We start from the raw sequence: 13,670 nt of genomic DNA on the forward strand, positions 1-13,670 counted from the left end.
ACGGCCAATGCCACTGTAACGGCAATAAACATAAAAAGCAAATGCGTTCTGGGCAGACTGCTATAAAAGGATAACAAGGATTCCACTTTATCACATCCCCGCAATTATTACTATAGAGTATACCACCGCCGTACCGATGATAAAAGCCTAACTTAAAACAATATATTATTTTGGAAAATTTTAACTGATTATTTAGTTTCTGGAAGGAGTTTCCGGGCCTGTTAGCGAATTAAAAGAAAAACAGCGTAGGAGGTATTGCAGTGTTTAAGGAATATCGCCAGATTGTAGATAGGATAAGCAGCCTGGACAAACCCTTATCAGCATTAACCAAATCCCAAAGGAATGAGGTCCTAAATCTCACTATTCGCCAGGAAGAACTGGAGAAACAAATCGGGGATGAGGTCCGCAAAAGCTTTAAAGAACTGCAGGAAGGTTTGGATGTGGTGGCCGAGTGGGTTCGCTTAATGCAAGAAGATGCCATTAAGGCACTGGGAATAGATGGTACCCCCGAAGAGGTTCTGGCCCTGGAAGAAACCCTGGCACAGGCAAATTCGCTAAATTCTCAGATCTCCGCTTTAACCCTGGCCAGCTATTCTACAATCAACAAGACCGATACGGACACCGAACCCGTAAATGCGGAATCCACCCCGGAGCCGGGTATGGTTTCGGAAGCCGACAAAACCAGGGAGAAATTATCCCTTCCTATTATACATTCCACCATCGACATGGTTGAAAACTCCGAACAGGAAAAGGTTGTTGCCAGGGTCATAGAAGAAATCAGTGAGTCCGTTGTGGCAGCAGCGCCCACATACCTGTCTGATATTTTCAACCAACCCAGAATTACCACCCAAAAAACCCGACCTGCCAAAAGAAAAAAACGTTAAATCTCGGTGCCATCCGCACCGGGATTTATTTTTAAAAAGACTAAGCAGGCAAAACAAAAAGTCACCTACCGGATGGCAGGTGACTCATATGTTCTTAATCTTGGTGGAGGCGGCACCCAGATTTGAACTGGGGAATGGAGGATTTGCAGTCCTCTGCCTTACCACTTGGCTATGCCGCCAGATATAAAATGGAGCGGAAGACGGGATTCGAACCCGCGACCCTCGCCTTGGCAAGGCGATGCTCTACCACTGAGCCACTTCCGCTTAAATGGTGCCTCGAGCCGGAATCGAACCAGCGACACGCGGATTTTCAGTCCGCTGCTCTACCAACTGAGCTATCGAGGCACTGCCGACAATTATGAATTTTATCATATGTTTTCGTATCTGGCAAGAGGTATTTTCTCAATTTTAATAACATTATAAACCGGTACTGCCAAATCCGCCCTTGCCTCTCTCGGTTTCACTTAATTCCTCGCACTCAACCAATTCAATGTCCGGCAGAGTGTGAATGATGGCCTGGGCGATCCGATCCCCGGCCCGGAAGGATACCTTATGCTCGCCTGCATTGTGCAGCAGAACCATAACCTCCCCACGGTAATCAGAATCCACCACACCCACTGCATTGCTCAGGGTTATACCATGGTTTTTGGCAATACCGCTGCGAGGATAAATAAGCATGGCATATCCCGGCGGAATCTCAAAGGCCAAACCTGTTCGCACAGATTTATGCTCCCCGGGATTGATGGAGAAGTCTTCAATGGTATGCAGATCAAAGCCGGCACTTTCAGGGGTGGCCCGCCTGGGTAGTTCTGCATTTTCGTGAATCCTTTTAACTTTGATTAAACTGTTTTTAAACACGAACAAACTACAACGTCTAAAAGGATACAGCGCTTCATCCCTGGGAATCTTTATTTCTTGCCTTTCACACTTATAATCGCCGCGAATGATTTCAACGCCGTACCGACAGCGCTTACAGGTCTCCAGCATCCTGTTAACACCCCTAAAAGCAATGAATTTGTGATTAATATCACTTCGACACACTATGTACTTTTTCCCTGCTGCAGGCTGAAATTTTTTGTCATTTTTTTGACATACAATGATTTTTTCGCATTTATATATTGACTGCGTAATAAATATTAATTATATTAGTATATGTCAGCGCGATCATTCAGAAGGAGGTTATTAAAATGAAAAACTCGTTACTGTTAAACCGTTACCGTAAACAGGCATTAACCTGGTTTATCTTGCCGGCCGTAATTATCGCCGGTTGGATTTACCCTCCGGCCGGTTTTCTTCTGCTGTTGTGCATGATCGGAGCCGTAGGGTTGTCATTCTTTAGCGGGCGATCCTGGTGCGACTGGATGTGCCCTCGGGGCGCCTTTTTCGATCTTCTTTTCCAGAATTCCCGGCAAAACAAACCCGTTCCGTCGTGGCTGCGCTCTAAGAAGCTGAGAGCCTTTATGCTGGGTCTTATTTTTATAGTCCTGGGAACACAGTTGTACTTGTCCTGGGGTGATCTTTACGGGATGGGTATGGCTTTTGTACGCCTGCTCACTATTACCACCCTGATAGGAATTGTGTTGGCAGTTAAAGTTCATCCCAGAGGCTGGTGTCATATTTGCCCCATGGGTACACTGGCCAGCTGGTTTGGTAAAGGAAAACTTCCTCTTTATATTCACGAAAAGTGCACAGGGTGCGGTCTTTGTTCCAAGGCCTGTCCCATGGGACTCACACCTCACCGGGACAAGGAAACGGGAGAATTCACTGATCCGGATTGCATAAAATGCGGCAGTTGCACTTCAGCTTGCCCACGCACGGCCTTAAGCTTTGCAAAGACGGTAACGGCCCAAAAAGCAGCTTAATGTAGGACCCCTGGCGAACTGAAATGAGCCAGGGGTCTTTCAAAGCAAAAACCTCCCGGACACTTAGTCCGGGAGGTTTTTGTTACTGGAGGCGGCACCCAGATTCGAACTGGGGAATAAAGGATTTGCAGTCCTCCGAGAAAAAGAGGAAGACGGGATTCGAACCCGCGACCCTCGCCTTGGCAAGGCGATGCTCTACCACTGAGCCACTTCCGCACTTAATATTAAAGGATATGGTGCCTCGAGCCGGAATCGAACCAGCGACACGCGGATTTTCAGTCCGCTGCTCTACCAACTGAGCTATCGAGGCAAATATGTGGCGGAGCTGACGGGAGTCGAACCCGCGATCTCCTGCGTGACAGGCAGGCATGTTAGGCCTCTACACCACAGCTCCAAACAGCAGCGTTTGCCGCTGACATTGATAAGTATACAAAAACTAACTTCAGAAGTCAAATAGATTTTTTACGGTTATTTAGGAAATTTTAACCCTATCTTTACTTGGACGGTTTACCAAAGGCCAGAATGGCTTCCCTAACCAGTTTGGCGCCCAAAATGGCAGTTCGTTCCGAATGGTCGTAAGCGGGGCTGATCTCCACCAGGTCAAACCCGACAACATTGAGATCTTTCAAAGTATAAATGGCTTCCAGTATTTCAGCCGCGGAACAGCCGCCCGGCTCGGGAGTGCCGGTGCCCGGGGCAAAAGCCGGGTCCACCACATCAATATCTAGGGTAATATGCACCGGGTGTCCTGCCAGTTCAGGCAGTACCTTTTTTAAAGGTTCCAGCACCTTTCCCACAAACATATGGGTGTTTTGTCTGGCGTAGGCAAACTCGTCGCTGGTACCGGAGCGGATGCCAAATTGATAAATATTTTTACCTCCCACCAGATCCACCGCCCGCCGCATAACCGAGGCATGGGAAAGGGGCTGGCCCATATAGTCTTCCCGCAAGTCCGCATGGGCATCAAAATGGAGGATTTTCAGCCCGGGGTATTTGGCCGCCACCTGTTCCATGACCGGTAAGCTGACTAAATGCTCCCCGCCCAGTACCAGGGGAAATTTGTCATCCCTTAGGATGCGACCCACCACTTGGCCGATACGGCGCAAACTCTCCGTTACATGACCGAAGGGGAGGGAAACATCGCCGGCATCAAAGTAAGTATAACCGGCCAGGTCCCGGTCCAGCATGACGCTGTATTCCTCCAGACCGATGGAAACCTGCCGGATGGCCTGGGGACCCTGGCGGGTCCCCGGGCGAAAGCTGACAGTAAAATCCATCGGCGCTCCCACCAAGACCACCCGGGCATTGTGGTAATCCCGGGAAGCGCCCATGAAACCGCTGCAATTATCCAGAAGGTCAAACATGGTTAACCTCCGATTACTTATTGATTAATTCACACACAAAATTGGGCAGCACAAAGGCAGCCTTGTGGATGCCGTGGTTATAGTAGCGGGTGGGATAGCTTGGCCGGGTGCTCAAATCCACAGCCTCCGGATCGTACTTTTTGGACCCCATGGTAAAGCTCCAGCAGCCGCCCGGATAGGTGGGGATAAAGGCCAGGTAGAGCTTGGTAATGGGATAGAGAGAACGAATATCCTTTTGTACCTTGGGAATTAATTCTTCATTGTAATAAGGAGATTCGGTTTGGGCCACAAAGATACCGTCTTCCTTGAGGGCCTCATAGCAGTTCCTGTAGAAGTCCCCCTCAAACAAGCCTACGGCGGGGCCGATGGGGTCGGTGGAATCTACAATGATAATGTCAAATTCGTTCTTGTGTTCTTTGACAAATTTAATGCCGTCTTCATAATGCACTTCCACCTTGGGATCGTCCAGGGCGCCGGCAATTTCCGGCAGGTACTCTTTACTGGTTTCCACCACCCGGCGGTCGATCTCCACCAGCACGGCCTTTTCCACACCGGGGTGCTTAATGATCTCTCGAATGGCGCCACCGTCGCCACCACCGATGACCAGTACTTTTTTCGGGTTGGGGTGGGTATTTAAAGCCACGTGGCTGATCATTTCATGATAAACAAACTCATCTTTGATGTTGGTCATAATAATGTTGTCCAACCACAACATACGGCCATACAGCGGGGTGTCTACGATGGCCAGGTGTTGGAATTCAGTTTGCTCTTCGTGCAGAACCTTGCTAACCTCCACACTTAAAGCAAGACCGGGAACAATCCCTCTTTCTGTGTACCATAATTCCATGAACCAAAACCTCCTTATTCTAATACCAAAGGGGAACTGCGGCCAGGGCGCAGCCAATCTTTTCCACCTTATGTTCTGTGGAAGCAATTTTTATTTCCTTTAGTTCCATCCCACGGGTTTCAAAAGCTTCCTTGACCATGTTGGTAATGGCTTGTTCAGCTTCTTCTTTGCTGCACTTGCCGGAAAACTCCATAATAACGCCAAAGGTGTCGCTGGAGTTGATGCCCACACCTACACAGGCAGAAATCACTTCCCCGGGTACGTCACTAACGATATAACCGTATGCGGTAGGAACCAGGGAACCGGGAGGCAGTACCAGGTCGGGGTCATGTTGGCAGCCTGGAGGCAGAATGCTGGACACCCTTAAAAGGTTGACGTTTCCTATACGAGCCTTCAGTAAAGCGTTGTCAAATGCCGTTAACTTGCTTCTGCCCTCAGAAGACGCGGCAGTAACGAAATATTTCTTGGGGGTCGGTAGCATTCGCAGTTCTCCTTCCATTTTTGTTGTTCTTTCGATCATTTTCTCTAAACACAAAACATATTATACGCAAACTCTGTTTAAAAATAAACTGTTTTTTTCCATATCAAAAAAATTATTGCAAAGCCAAGTTTTTTTGACAGGCATGAGTCTTTTGTGGATGGGCAATCTAAATTTGCACGGCCAATCTAATTAAAAGGAGGCAGGTACATTGAAAACAATTACCGGTTTTTTCTCCTCCCGTGAACAGGCAGAAAAAGCCATAAGCGAATTGCGCCGCCAGGGATTTGATCGGGAAATTTCTGCGGTGGCCAGGGGCGAAGAAAAAAGGCCCGAAGACCCCATGATCACCAATTTCACCGGTGGGGATGGCATAACTGACGGCGCCGCCGGGGGCGCTGCCATTGGTGGTCTGGCCGGTCTGGTTCTGGGCGCCGGGGCTCTGACCATTCCCGGTTTTGGTCCCCTGATCGCCGCAGGTCCTATCGCTGCCATGTTATCCGGCGCCGCAACGGGCGGTATTGTCGGGGGATTGGCCGATTATGGTATTCCTGCCGAAAAAGGTCGGGAATTTGAAGAACGCATTCGCCGCGGCAAAATGTTAGTGTCGGTAAAGGCGGATGACGGCAGGGCTGAACAAGCCGCCCGGGCCTTACGGCAGGCCGGCGGGGAAAACGTGGAAATTCACTGACCCCCGAAAAATAAAGACGCCAAGCGGCGTCTTTATTTTTCGGGCTTTAATTGTTCGTAAACTTGTTTAAAAACCTGAGCATCTTCCGCCTGGGTACCGGCCGACTCACAAATGATCACCGGCTCCATAGACCGTTCCCAGATAAGCTCTGCCAGCGGGGTGAAATCCGGTCCGTACAGGTGGCTTTCCTTCAGGGTCCAGTGTTTTTTCTCGCCGGCTTTGGTAAATTCGACGGGGCTAAAATGAATATGCAAACGGGTAACCGCTTCCTTTCCCAGGGCTCCGGCAATCTTGTCCAAAACCCGGGCATAATCCTCTTTGCTTTTAAGCCCCCCCTGGGTCACCGCATTCAAGTGGCCAAAATCAACACAGGGCACAACTTGCTCTCCCAATGCGCATAATTCCAGTATTTCATCCAGGGACCCTATTTGATTGATTTTGCCCATTGTTTCCGGGGCCAGCAAAATATCATCCAGCCCTTCCATGGCTGCTTCCTGGAGAATTTCCTTAAACAGAACTTTTGCCCGGTCAAAGGCCCCTCTCCGATCGACCCCGGGTCCGCCGCCGGGGTGAAACACCACGGTGGTGGCTCCCATCCAGCGGGCGGCCCGGAGGGAGTCCAGGATATATCCTTTGGTTTTAACTTTCTTATCAGGTTCTTCTGTGCTGAGGTTAATATAGTATGGCGCATGGATGGACAACGCGACCCCGTACCGCCGTGCCCTCTCCCCCAGTTCCCTGGCCATTTCCTCTTTGATTTTCACACCACGGCTGCATTGATATTCATAGGCATTCAATCCCATTGCCGCCAACCACCCGGGCATATCCAGTGAACTTTTATACCCCTGGGCATAAAAAGAATCCGGCGCCCCGGCGGAGCCAAACTTAACAGACATAAAAACTCCCCTTTTTTGATTTTTCATTTTCCATACTGCTCATATTTACCATGACTTAAACGTTTTTACATTTATTGAAGGATTTTACATTAAATGGAAGAATTATTCCCTTAGGATATTTATCACTGATGGGGGTAGAAATCATGCGCAACAAGCTTTATCAAATAGCGTTTCTGTTGTTATTTTTAAGCTTTTTTTCGGTGGTAATAAACCATAATAAAGGGTATCTGCCGGCTGCCAGTGAAAAAGGAGTTCCCAAGCAGATTGACCTTACTTATGCCGTGGCAGAGCCCGTAAAAAGCCTGGATCCCGCAGAGGCCAACAATTTGTCCGAAGCAAAGGTCCTGGCCAACATTTTTGAAGGCCTGGTCCGCTTTAAACCGGATTCAACCGAGATCGAACCCTGCCTGGCCACCGGCTGGGAGGTCTCGCCGGACGGCCGTCACTGGACCTTTCATTTAAGGCAGGGAGTGTATTTCCATGATTCTACCACCTTGAATGCCGAGGCTGTCAAGTTCTCGGTGGAAAGGCAGCTTCCCCCCCAAAAAAAGGATAATATGACCTATGGTAGCTTTGTCTTCGGCATGGTTGAATCAGTGGAAATAATTGATGATTATACCATTAAATTTAACTTACGCACACCCTATGCTCCTTTTCTAAGAAACCTGGCCATGCCCTGGGCGGCCCCTGTTGTAAGTCCTGCGGCGGTGAAAAAGTTTGGTGGAGACTTCGCTAAAAATCCCGTTGGCACCGGTCCCTATGCCCTGGCTGATTGGCGTGATGATACGCCGGTGCTGGTGGTCAACGGGCGCTACTGGGGCCGCAAGCCCAGGATTCAATCCATTGCCTTTGCCCCGGGCAGCGAAGAGCAGCGGCTAACCTCATTGAATTCCGGCGCATCAGGCATAGCGGACCTGGCAGCCCGGCAAAGGGAGAGCCTCAACAAAGAAAAAGCATCCATCCTTTGCCGTCCCGCGGCATCCCTTGGCTACCTGGGAATGTTTAACAACCGGCCGCCTTTTAATAATCCCAGAGTGCGGCGGGCTGTTTGTATGGCCGTTGACAGAAAAGCCATTGCCGAGGAGCTGTTCGGCGATCCCTCCCTGGCAGCCAACAGTATTCTGCCACCGACATTACTGGGCTATAATAAGGAACTTGCGCCTTACTCCGGCAGCGCTCAAATGGCCAGGAGTCTTTTAAAAACCTGTGGCTACCCGGACGGCCTCAATATCACACTGATCACTTATCATTCCGCAAGACCCTACAACCCTGTGGGAGGAACGGAACTGGCTGCCGTCATTAAAAAACAGCTGGCTGAGGCCAACATCCGGGTAACGGTGAAATCCTATCCCTGGCATGAATTTAAATCCGCCCTGCGGAGACAGGAAGGGGACGCCTTTTTATTCGGCTGGGTGGGGGACAACCTGGACCCGGACAACTTTTTATATACCCTGTTGGCCTCGGATGCCATTCCTCAAACCAATCTGTCCTATTATAAAAACAGCGAAGTGGACCGCCTGATCAGCGCTGCCCAACAGGAGCACGATGAAAAAATCAGACAAAGATTATATTATCACGCCCAGCAGATCGTGCTGCAGGAGACTCCGCTGGTTTTTCTGAACTACGGCCAGGATTGTCTGGGTGTGGTCAAAAATCTTAAGGGAGTTGAATTAAATCCTTTCGGCATTCCGTTGTTTATTGATGCTTATATTAAAAACTAATGTATATGTTTTAATCTTTGGAAAAGAATATTCCTAGGCTTTAGCCTGGAATATTTCTTACAGGAGGTCATGCTATGAACCAAAGTATTATGCAGCTCCAACAAAAGATTAATCACCTGCGCAATGACATCAATCAAATCGAACAAATTTGTAGCCGGCTGCAGCAGCAGGAACAACAAAACAGCCAGCAGCTGCAGCAAATAGCCCAGCGCGAGGCCAATGCCGTCCAGCAACTGCAGCAGGTCACTCAGACTGCCCGGCACATGAGTCAGGAAGTAAGCCAGGTAGCCGGCGCGCAGAGCTATCAGCCCTATCAGTTCAGCCAATATACCGCCCAGTATCCCGGCCAGGGACAGTTCAGCCAGGGCCAGCAGTTTAGCGGCTTTGGTAATCAAAGCCAGCAATTTGGCCAATCCGGCAGTTACTCAGGGGCTTTTATGGCATATAACCAGCAGGGTTTCGGGCAGGCCGGCAGCAACCAGGGTACTATCATGAGCGCTTCCTCCAATCCACAGGCACTTGGCAGTGTTGGCAGCACAAGTCAATATGCCGGCGGCCAAAGTCAATTTGGATTTGGCCAACAACAGTCCGAACAAAACTTCCAAAATCTTGGCACCTATGGCCTCAGCTCTGCACAGGCCAGTTACCTGAGCGGGCAATCGGGGTCCTTTGGAGGGCAATCTGCTCATCCCTTCAGCCAGTATAATCAACAACAGTACCAGCCAAACCAGTTTTCGTCCTACCAGTCTTAATCAATCCCTTGGCAGAGGGCCTTGTTACAGGCCCTTTCTTCTTTTTTCTATAGGTGAAGCCCGGTCCCTTTTACAAAGTCAGGAATGATTAGACAATTTATACCCCTTAACAGAAATTACGTAACAGAAGTATAATAATCATACATATTACGGAAAGTATTTACAGGGGGTGTAAATTTTGGCAAAAGTGCTAAAGGAAGGCGCCGCTTACAATCAGCGGGACGTGATTGATATGCTGGTAGAGTTCTCGGCCTTTAAAGACAGGGTAGAAAAAAAATTCAAAGAGGTGGCCAGAGAATTAGAGGGCAAAGCCAACGAGCACGACCTCTGGGTAAGCCTGTACCTGATTTCCAGCGATTATGCCGATGAGCAGTCTTCCCGCCGCAAGGTTGTGGACCCGATCCAAAAAATTTCATAATGAAACAACCCCTGCCTTACCACCAGGCAGGGTTATTTTATGCCGGAACAAGTTCAAAGACAGCTTTGCCTTCCTCGATTTGAATATCCTGCAAACGCCAGCCCATTAACAGGCCAACCGGGTAGGTCAACCCTTCTTTACCGGCGATCAGGTCAATCAGTTCCTTATCGAAAGCAATGTCTCCCACTTGGATCGATTTAATTTTATAACAAACATTTTCACCGGCCACGGCAAGTTCCCCGGCAATGGCAAACGGCATTTGCTCCTGGTTGGTTCCTTTAATAATCAATAAATGATTGGATAAGCAGGCCTCAACCGGGTGCTTTAAACTGATTCCGCTAAAAAGCAGTTTTGATAAGGTATGCTCACTGTATTCGGCCTTAACCCCGGCGCCCAGCCAGTGCAGGCGGTCCGGGCGGTATTTGTCCCAGGGGGCGTCTTTAAACCTGCTCAGCAGGGTTTCCAGGGGCCTGAGGATCTCGTGCAAACCGTCTACCACCGTTAACACTTTGCCCTGGTTCTCCCCCAGCTCCTGTCTGATGGTTGCCAAAAGTCGCTGCTTGGTTGACTGGAGTAATTTTGTTTGCTCTAACGCCCTGGCCAGCTCCCTTTGCCGGGCCACCAGTTGCTTTTCCAATCTATCAAGTTCCGCCGCCCGTTGTTTAACCTCCTCCACTGCCGCCAGGGTTTTATTTAAATCCGCCACCCCCCGGGACACCAGCACCCCCACCAGGGCCAGCCTGTTTAAAAAATCTCCCAGGTTAACGGCTCCTAAAAGTATCATTACATAATGGGTACGGCCTTCCATATAAAAATGCCTTAGCCACAGGCTCAATCTCTGACGGCAATGCTGCAAGTTCTCTTTTGCACCGGCAAGCTGTTCCCTGGCCACTGGTATGTTTGATCTGGTTTGAGAAAGATCGGCCTGAATTCGAGCGGATTCCCCGCTCATTCGGTCAAGGGCCAATTCTGCCTTTACCAGCTCGGCCACAATCTGTTGTTCCCTTTGTTTTAAAAACCGGTGCTGCTTTAAAACCTCACCGGTGTCAGCCGAGGCCAGGGGTAGATAAAAGGACTGCCATAACAGAACCGGAATAAAAAGAAAAATAATCCACCTGCGAAGCTTCATATTAACCCATCCTTCCCCACTTTCATTCTAATGCACGGCTTTGATATTGACAATGCAGTTTCATGCAGGAGGGGTTATTTGTCTATGATTCCTCAGGTTTGTTTTAATTCATTTTAATATAAAGTTAAATGTTAAGCATTAACACGAAGATACCTTTAATTTAACATTAAACCATTAAATAAACTGACCAAAACTGCAAAAGTTGACATTCTTCTAATTGACATTTTCTGTTAATAGCAGTATAATCATCAAAAAACAGGAGGTATCATGAATGCCCTTTGAAGTATATTACCCTCGTTCAGAAAATTTTGTTTCTGTCTCTAAAAACCACATCACCTTAAACCGAAACCTCGTATCAAAGCTAAATGCTGATCACGTGGAACTTGCTTATGATAGAGAAAAGAAAGTAATTAGAATTACTGCAGCCTCCCCGGACAGCGGCCTGGTTTTAAATAAAACCCGCATTGGCGCGAAGGGATTTTTGCAGTATTTTGGCATTGAAAGTAAAGGGAAATTCCCGGCTACTTTTTCTGAAGCAGAAAAGAGTATCTATATTCAACTATAAAGTTATCCCAACCCTTATGGTTGGGATAACTTTATAGTAAAGAAAGTGACCTGATTTTTCACGTAAAGCAAGTCCGGCAGTAAAAGGAGGTTCATTTCATTGATACTTCCCTACTTGGAACATACACCAAAGATTCATGCCTCTGCCTATATCGCTCCCGGTGCGGTGGTGGTGGGTCGGGTTGAACTGCAGGAGCATGTGAGTATTTGGTATAATACCGTTGTCCGCGGGGATGTGGATGGAATTATCATTGGCCGCGGCTCCAATATTCAGGATGGTTGTTTGCTGCACCAGAACGAAGGTATCCCTCTCATCATCGGCAACGATGTTACCGTGGGCCACGGGGCAATTCTCCATGGTTGTACCATAGGTGACGGGTGTTTAATCGGTATGGGCGCCATTATTCTCACCGGAGCAAAAATTGGTGCGGAATCACTGATTGGGGCCGGTACACTGGTGAAAGAGGGCCAGGAAATTCCTCCCGGCGTTTTGGTCGTTGGTTCACCGGCCCGCATTGTACGTCCTCTTTCGGATGAAGAACGAAGGAATTTACGGGAATCGGCCCGCCATTATATCGTGTTGGCAGAGCAACACCGTACCAGTCAAAAATAAATCCCGTCCTAAAACCGGTAAAACCAGTCCTAAAACCGGTAAAACCAGGTGTAGCGCCTAGTTTTACCGGTTTATTCGCCTTGGTCACAGCGGAGTCCCTTTTCAAACTCTTCTTTTTTCAGGTAAACAACATCGTAAATGGCGTATTTACGAAACGTACGGTCCAATTCCTTTTCGTAACGGTGACCGTAGACAATACCCCTGGCAACGGCCTTATCTTTAAAGCAAATGGTATAAAGTTCGCCTTGCCTTAAGACCCGGCAGGGAATATCATGGGTTTGGGAAAACTTAACGGCCGCAGGCAAAGCCCGCTCAAAATCCTCAGGTTCCATAGTAAAAGCGGGATACAGGTAAGATCGCACTTTGTCAAAAGCTCCTTTCGTATCATGCTTACCCTATGTGTATTCAACACAGAGGAATTTTGCCCTTTAAGAAAATGGTGGCAGGAATGTCATTATAAACCCATAAAGGAACCCCCGGGTTATTTTTCCCCGGGGTTTTTCTAATTGCAATCATCGGTTTCATCAAATATGCCGGTATCTGTTATCTCAACAGAGGCTTTACGGTTTAATATTTCCTCCAGGCCGTCAATAAGGACTCTGTATCCCGTTTCTCCCTCATCCACCACCTGCAGCTCGATCTTTTTCTCTATATCCCCGGAGCTTTCCCGGTACCGGATGGTAAGGTACACCCAGAAGGTTTCGGGGGTTCCCCCTTCGGAACGTATTCGCTGCACCTTAATACCGGAAATTTGGGATACGATGGATTCCAAACGGACCCGCCGGTGGTCCGTCGGTTTATGAAGGGTCTTCAGGGCCAGCGTAACATCTTGCTGATCCAGGGCGGTGATCAATACCTCGATCACTTCTTCCGGACCCATGGCGGTAATCATTTGTTTGAACCTTCCGGCAGCCTTCCAGACCATCATTTGATGGGCCAGGTTCTCTTGGCCGGACTGGTGTACCTTGCTGTCCCGGAAGTGGATACAAAAATGGCCTTTAAAGTTGTTGCCCCGGATGGCGCCGGACCCGTGGGGCATCCCGTTCATGGAAGCGGCAATGCGGCGACCGCCTACTTCCACCACCACCGCCTTCCGTTTCCAGCTCCAACTGCCATTATATATCACCTTCATAACAGCGGTATCCCTGGCGGTCAGCGGTTGCACGTCCGCATGGTAAGTGCCGCCCCGGCGCTGCACACGGAAACTCAAACCGGTATCCACATCCACCACCGTGGCATTGGTGTAGCGGCGAAAAATCTTATCCACCTCGTCCCAGGTTAAAAACTCCCCCCGTTCAATTTCCGGCGGTTCATTGTGGGGCTGCAGATCGATACCAGGCGGTTTTATATTCTCCCGCACCACATTGATTATGGTAATGAAACATGCCAGTACAACCAGCAGTCTTATTAACTGCCCGGGTTTTATAATTACAAATACCGAATTTTTCACC

Annotated in this window: 16 protein-coding genes and 6 tRNA genes; 8 read left to right on the forward strand and 14 right to left on the reverse strand. The window is 48.8% G+C overall.

Annotated features, from left to right (window positions below; translation table 11 throughout):
• Positions 1 to 260 precede the first annotated feature (260 nt).
• Positions 261 to 884, forward strand: a complete 624-nt coding sequence (locus tag BUB67_RS06955; protein ID WP_073237853.1) for a hypothetical protein — start codon at positions 261 to 263, stop codon at positions 882 to 884.
• 104 nt (positions 885 to 988) lie between these two features.
• Here BUB67_RS06955 and BUB67_RS06960 read toward each other — a convergent pair.
• The 4 genes from BUB67_RS06960 to dut form a co-directional block, all read right to left on the reverse strand.
• A tRNA-Cys gene (locus BUB67_RS06960) sits at positions 989 to 1,063 on the reverse strand.
• Between the two features lie 10 nt (positions 1,064 to 1,073).
• A tRNA-Gly gene (locus BUB67_RS06965) sits at positions 1,074 to 1,148 on the reverse strand.
• 5 nt (positions 1,149 to 1,153) lie between these two features.
• Positions 1,154 to 1,229: transfer RNA gene (locus tag BUB67_RS06970), tRNA-Phe, on the reverse strand.
• A 72-nt stretch (positions 1,230 to 1,301) separates the two neighbouring features.
• Positions 1,302 to 1,871, reverse strand: coding sequence for a dUTP diphosphatase (dut, locus tag BUB67_RS06975; protein ID WP_073237856.1), 570 nt, complete (start codon positions 1,869 to 1,871; stop codon positions 1,302 to 1,304).
• Between the two features lie 200 nt (positions 1,872 to 2,071).
• On the opposite strand from dut, the gene BUB67_RS06980 reads away from it, so the two are divergent.
• Positions 2,072 to 2,746: a 4Fe-4S binding protein gene (locus tag BUB67_RS06980; RefSeq protein ID WP_073237859.1), complete on the forward strand. Its 675-nt coding sequence runs from the start codon at positions 2,072 to 2,074 to the stop codon at positions 2,744 to 2,746.
• A gap of 144 nt (positions 2,747 to 2,890) precedes the next feature.
• On the opposite strand, the gene BUB67_RS06985 is transcribed toward BUB67_RS06980, so the two are convergent.
• The 6 genes from BUB67_RS06985 to BUB67_RS07010 all read right to left on the reverse strand — a co-directional run bounded on the left by BUB67_RS06985 (position 2,891) and on the right by BUB67_RS07010 (position 5,438).
• Positions 2,891 to 2,962: transfer RNA gene (locus tag BUB67_RS06985), tRNA-Gly, on the reverse strand.
• 18 nt (positions 2,963 to 2,980) lie between these two features.
• A tRNA-Phe gene (locus tag BUB67_RS06990) sits at positions 2,981 to 3,056 on the reverse strand.
• Positions 3,057 to 3,063: 7 nt separating this feature from the next.
• Positions 3,064 to 3,140 (reverse strand) — tRNA-Asp (locus tag BUB67_RS06995).
• A 100-nt stretch (positions 3,141 to 3,240) separates the two neighbouring features.
• On the reverse strand, positions 3,241 to 4,110 hold the full coding sequence (speB, locus tag BUB67_RS07000; protein WP_073237863.1) for an agmatinase: 870 nt from the start codon (positions 4,108 to 4,110) through the stop codon (positions 3,241 to 3,243).
• Between the two features lie 13 nt (positions 4,111 to 4,123).
• The gene (speE, locus tag BUB67_RS07005; RefSeq protein ID WP_073237866.1) at positions 4,124 to 4,957 is read right to left on the reverse strand and encodes a polyamine aminopropyltransferase; all 834 of its coding nucleotides are present in this window, start codon (positions 4,955 to 4,957) and stop codon (positions 4,124 to 4,126) included.
• A gap of 19 nt (positions 4,958 to 4,976) precedes the next feature.
• The gene (locus BUB67_RS07010) at positions 4,977 to 5,438 is read right to left on the reverse strand and encodes a pyruvoyl-dependent arginine decarboxylase (protein ID WP_073237869.1); all 462 of its coding nucleotides are present in this window, start codon (positions 5,436 to 5,438) and stop codon (positions 4,977 to 4,979) included.
• A gap of 208 nt (positions 5,439 to 5,646) precedes the next feature.
• Here BUB67_RS07010 and BUB67_RS07015 point away from each other — a divergent pair, with 208 nt between their 5' ends.
• Positions 5,647 to 6,126, forward strand: a complete 480-nt coding sequence (locus tag BUB67_RS07015) for a hypothetical protein (RefSeq protein ID WP_073237872.1) — start codon at positions 5,647 to 5,649, stop codon at positions 6,124 to 6,126.
• Between the two features lie 32 nt (positions 6,127 to 6,158).
• Here BUB67_RS07015 and BUB67_RS07020 read toward each other — a convergent pair whose 3' ends face one another.
• On the reverse strand, positions 6,159 to 7,022 hold the full coding sequence (locus BUB67_RS07020) for a TIM barrel protein (RefSeq protein ID WP_073238074.1): 864 nt from the start codon (positions 7,020 to 7,022) through the stop codon (positions 6,159 to 6,161).
• Between the two features lie 143 nt (positions 7,023 to 7,165).
• Here BUB67_RS07020 and BUB67_RS07025 point away from each other — a divergent pair, with 143 nt between their 5' ends.
• The 3 genes from BUB67_RS07025 to BUB67_RS07035 all read left to right on the forward strand — a co-directional run bounded on the left by BUB67_RS07025 (position 7,166) and on the right by BUB67_RS07035 (position 9,913).
• Positions 7,166 to 8,743, forward strand: coding sequence for an ABC transporter substrate-binding protein (locus BUB67_RS07025; RefSeq protein WP_073237875.1), 1,578 nt, complete (start codon positions 7,166 to 7,168; stop codon positions 8,741 to 8,743).
• Between the two features lie 74 nt (positions 8,744 to 8,817).
• Positions 8,818 to 9,495, forward strand: a complete 678-nt coding sequence (locus BUB67_RS16615) for a hypothetical protein (protein ID WP_073237878.1) — start codon at positions 8,818 to 8,820, stop codon at positions 9,493 to 9,495.
• 178 nt (positions 9,496 to 9,673) lie between these two features.
• Complete coding sequence (locus BUB67_RS07035; protein ID WP_073237881.1) at positions 9,674 to 9,913, forward strand: hypothetical protein; 240 nt, start codon at positions 9,674 to 9,676, stop codon at positions 9,911 to 9,913.
• 37 nt (positions 9,914 to 9,950) lie between these two features.
• Here the strand turns inward: BUB67_RS07035 and BUB67_RS07040 are convergent, their stop codons facing one another.
• The gene (locus BUB67_RS07040; RefSeq protein ID WP_073237884.1) at positions 9,951 to 11,042 is read right to left on the reverse strand and encodes a coiled-coil domain-containing protein; all 1,092 of its coding nucleotides are present in this window, start codon (positions 11,040 to 11,042) and stop codon (positions 9,951 to 9,953) included.
• A 271-nt stretch (positions 11,043 to 11,313) separates the two neighbouring features.
• Here BUB67_RS07040 and BUB67_RS07045 point away from each other — a divergent pair, with 271 nt between their 5' ends.
• Both BUB67_RS07045 and BUB67_RS07050 read left to right on the forward strand, forming a co-directional pair.
• Positions 11,314 to 11,607, forward strand: a complete 294-nt coding sequence (locus BUB67_RS07045; RefSeq protein WP_073237887.1) for a hypothetical protein — start codon at positions 11,314 to 11,316, stop codon at positions 11,605 to 11,607.
• A gap of 99 nt (positions 11,608 to 11,706) precedes the next feature.
• A complete protein-coding gene (locus tag BUB67_RS07050; RefSeq protein WP_084127665.1) occupies positions 11,707 to 12,219 on the forward strand; it encodes a gamma carbonic anhydrase family protein in 513 nt (170 codons plus the stop codon).
• A 71-nt stretch (positions 12,220 to 12,290) separates the two neighbouring features.
• Here the strand turns inward: BUB67_RS07050 and BUB67_RS07055 are convergent, their stop codons facing one another.
• Together BUB67_RS07055 and BUB67_RS07060 are read right to left on the reverse strand one after the other, a co-directional pair.
• The gene (locus BUB67_RS07055; protein WP_073237893.1) at positions 12,291 to 12,581 is read right to left on the reverse strand and encodes a hypothetical protein; all 291 of its coding nucleotides are present in this window, start codon (positions 12,579 to 12,581) and stop codon (positions 12,291 to 12,293) included.
• Positions 12,582 to 12,721: 140 nt separating this feature from the next.
• Entirely contained in the window at positions 12,722 to 13,669 is a 948-nt protein-coding gene (locus BUB67_RS07060) for a hypothetical protein (RefSeq protein ID WP_073237896.1), read from the reverse strand.
• Position 13,670: the final 1 nt, after the last annotated feature.

The sequence above is a fragment of the Desulforamulus putei DSM 12395 genome (assembly GCF_900129195.1).
Classification (GTDB): domain Bacteria; phylum Bacillota; class Desulfotomaculia; order Desulfotomaculales; family Desulfotomaculaceae; genus Desulfotomaculum; species Desulfotomaculum putei.

Coding starts and splice junctions, on each gene's coding strand:
- dut (WP_073237856.1), bottom strand. CDS start 1,871: ATGCTGGAGACCTGTAAGCGCTGTCGGTACGGCGTTGAAATCATTCGC.
- BUB67_RS06980 (WP_073237859.1), top strand. CDS start 2,072: ATGAAAAACTCGTTACTGTTAAACCGTTACCGTAAACAGGCATTAACC.
- speB (WP_073237863.1), bottom strand. CDS start 4,110: ATGTTTGACCTTCTGGATAATTGCAGCGGTTTCATGGGCGCTTCCCGG.
- speE (WP_073237866.1), bottom strand. CDS start 4,957: ATGGAATTATGGTACACAGAAAGAGGGATTGTTCCCGGTCTTGCTTTA.
- BUB67_RS07010 (WP_073237869.1), bottom strand. CDS start 5,438: ATGCTACCGACCCCCAAGAAATATTTCGTTACTGCCGCGTCTTCTGAG.
- BUB67_RS07020 (WP_073238074.1), bottom strand. CDS start 7,022: ATGTCTGTTAAGTTTGGCTCCGCCGGGGCGCCGGATTCTTTTTATGCC.
- BUB67_RS07025 (WP_073237875.1), top strand. CDS start 7,166: ATGCGCAACAAGCTTTATCAAATAGCGTTTCTGTTGTTATTTTTAAGC.
- BUB67_RS16615 (WP_073237878.1), top strand. CDS start 8,818: ATGAACCAAAGTATTATGCAGCTCCAACAAAAGATTAATCACCTGCGC.
- BUB67_RS07040 (WP_073237884.1), bottom strand. CDS start 11,042: ATGAAGCTTCGCAGGTGGATTATTTTTCTTTTTATTCCGGTTCTGTTA.
- BUB67_RS07045 (WP_073237887.1), top strand. CDS start 11,314: ATGCCCTTTGAAGTATATTACCCTCGTTCAGAAAATTTTGTTTCTGTC.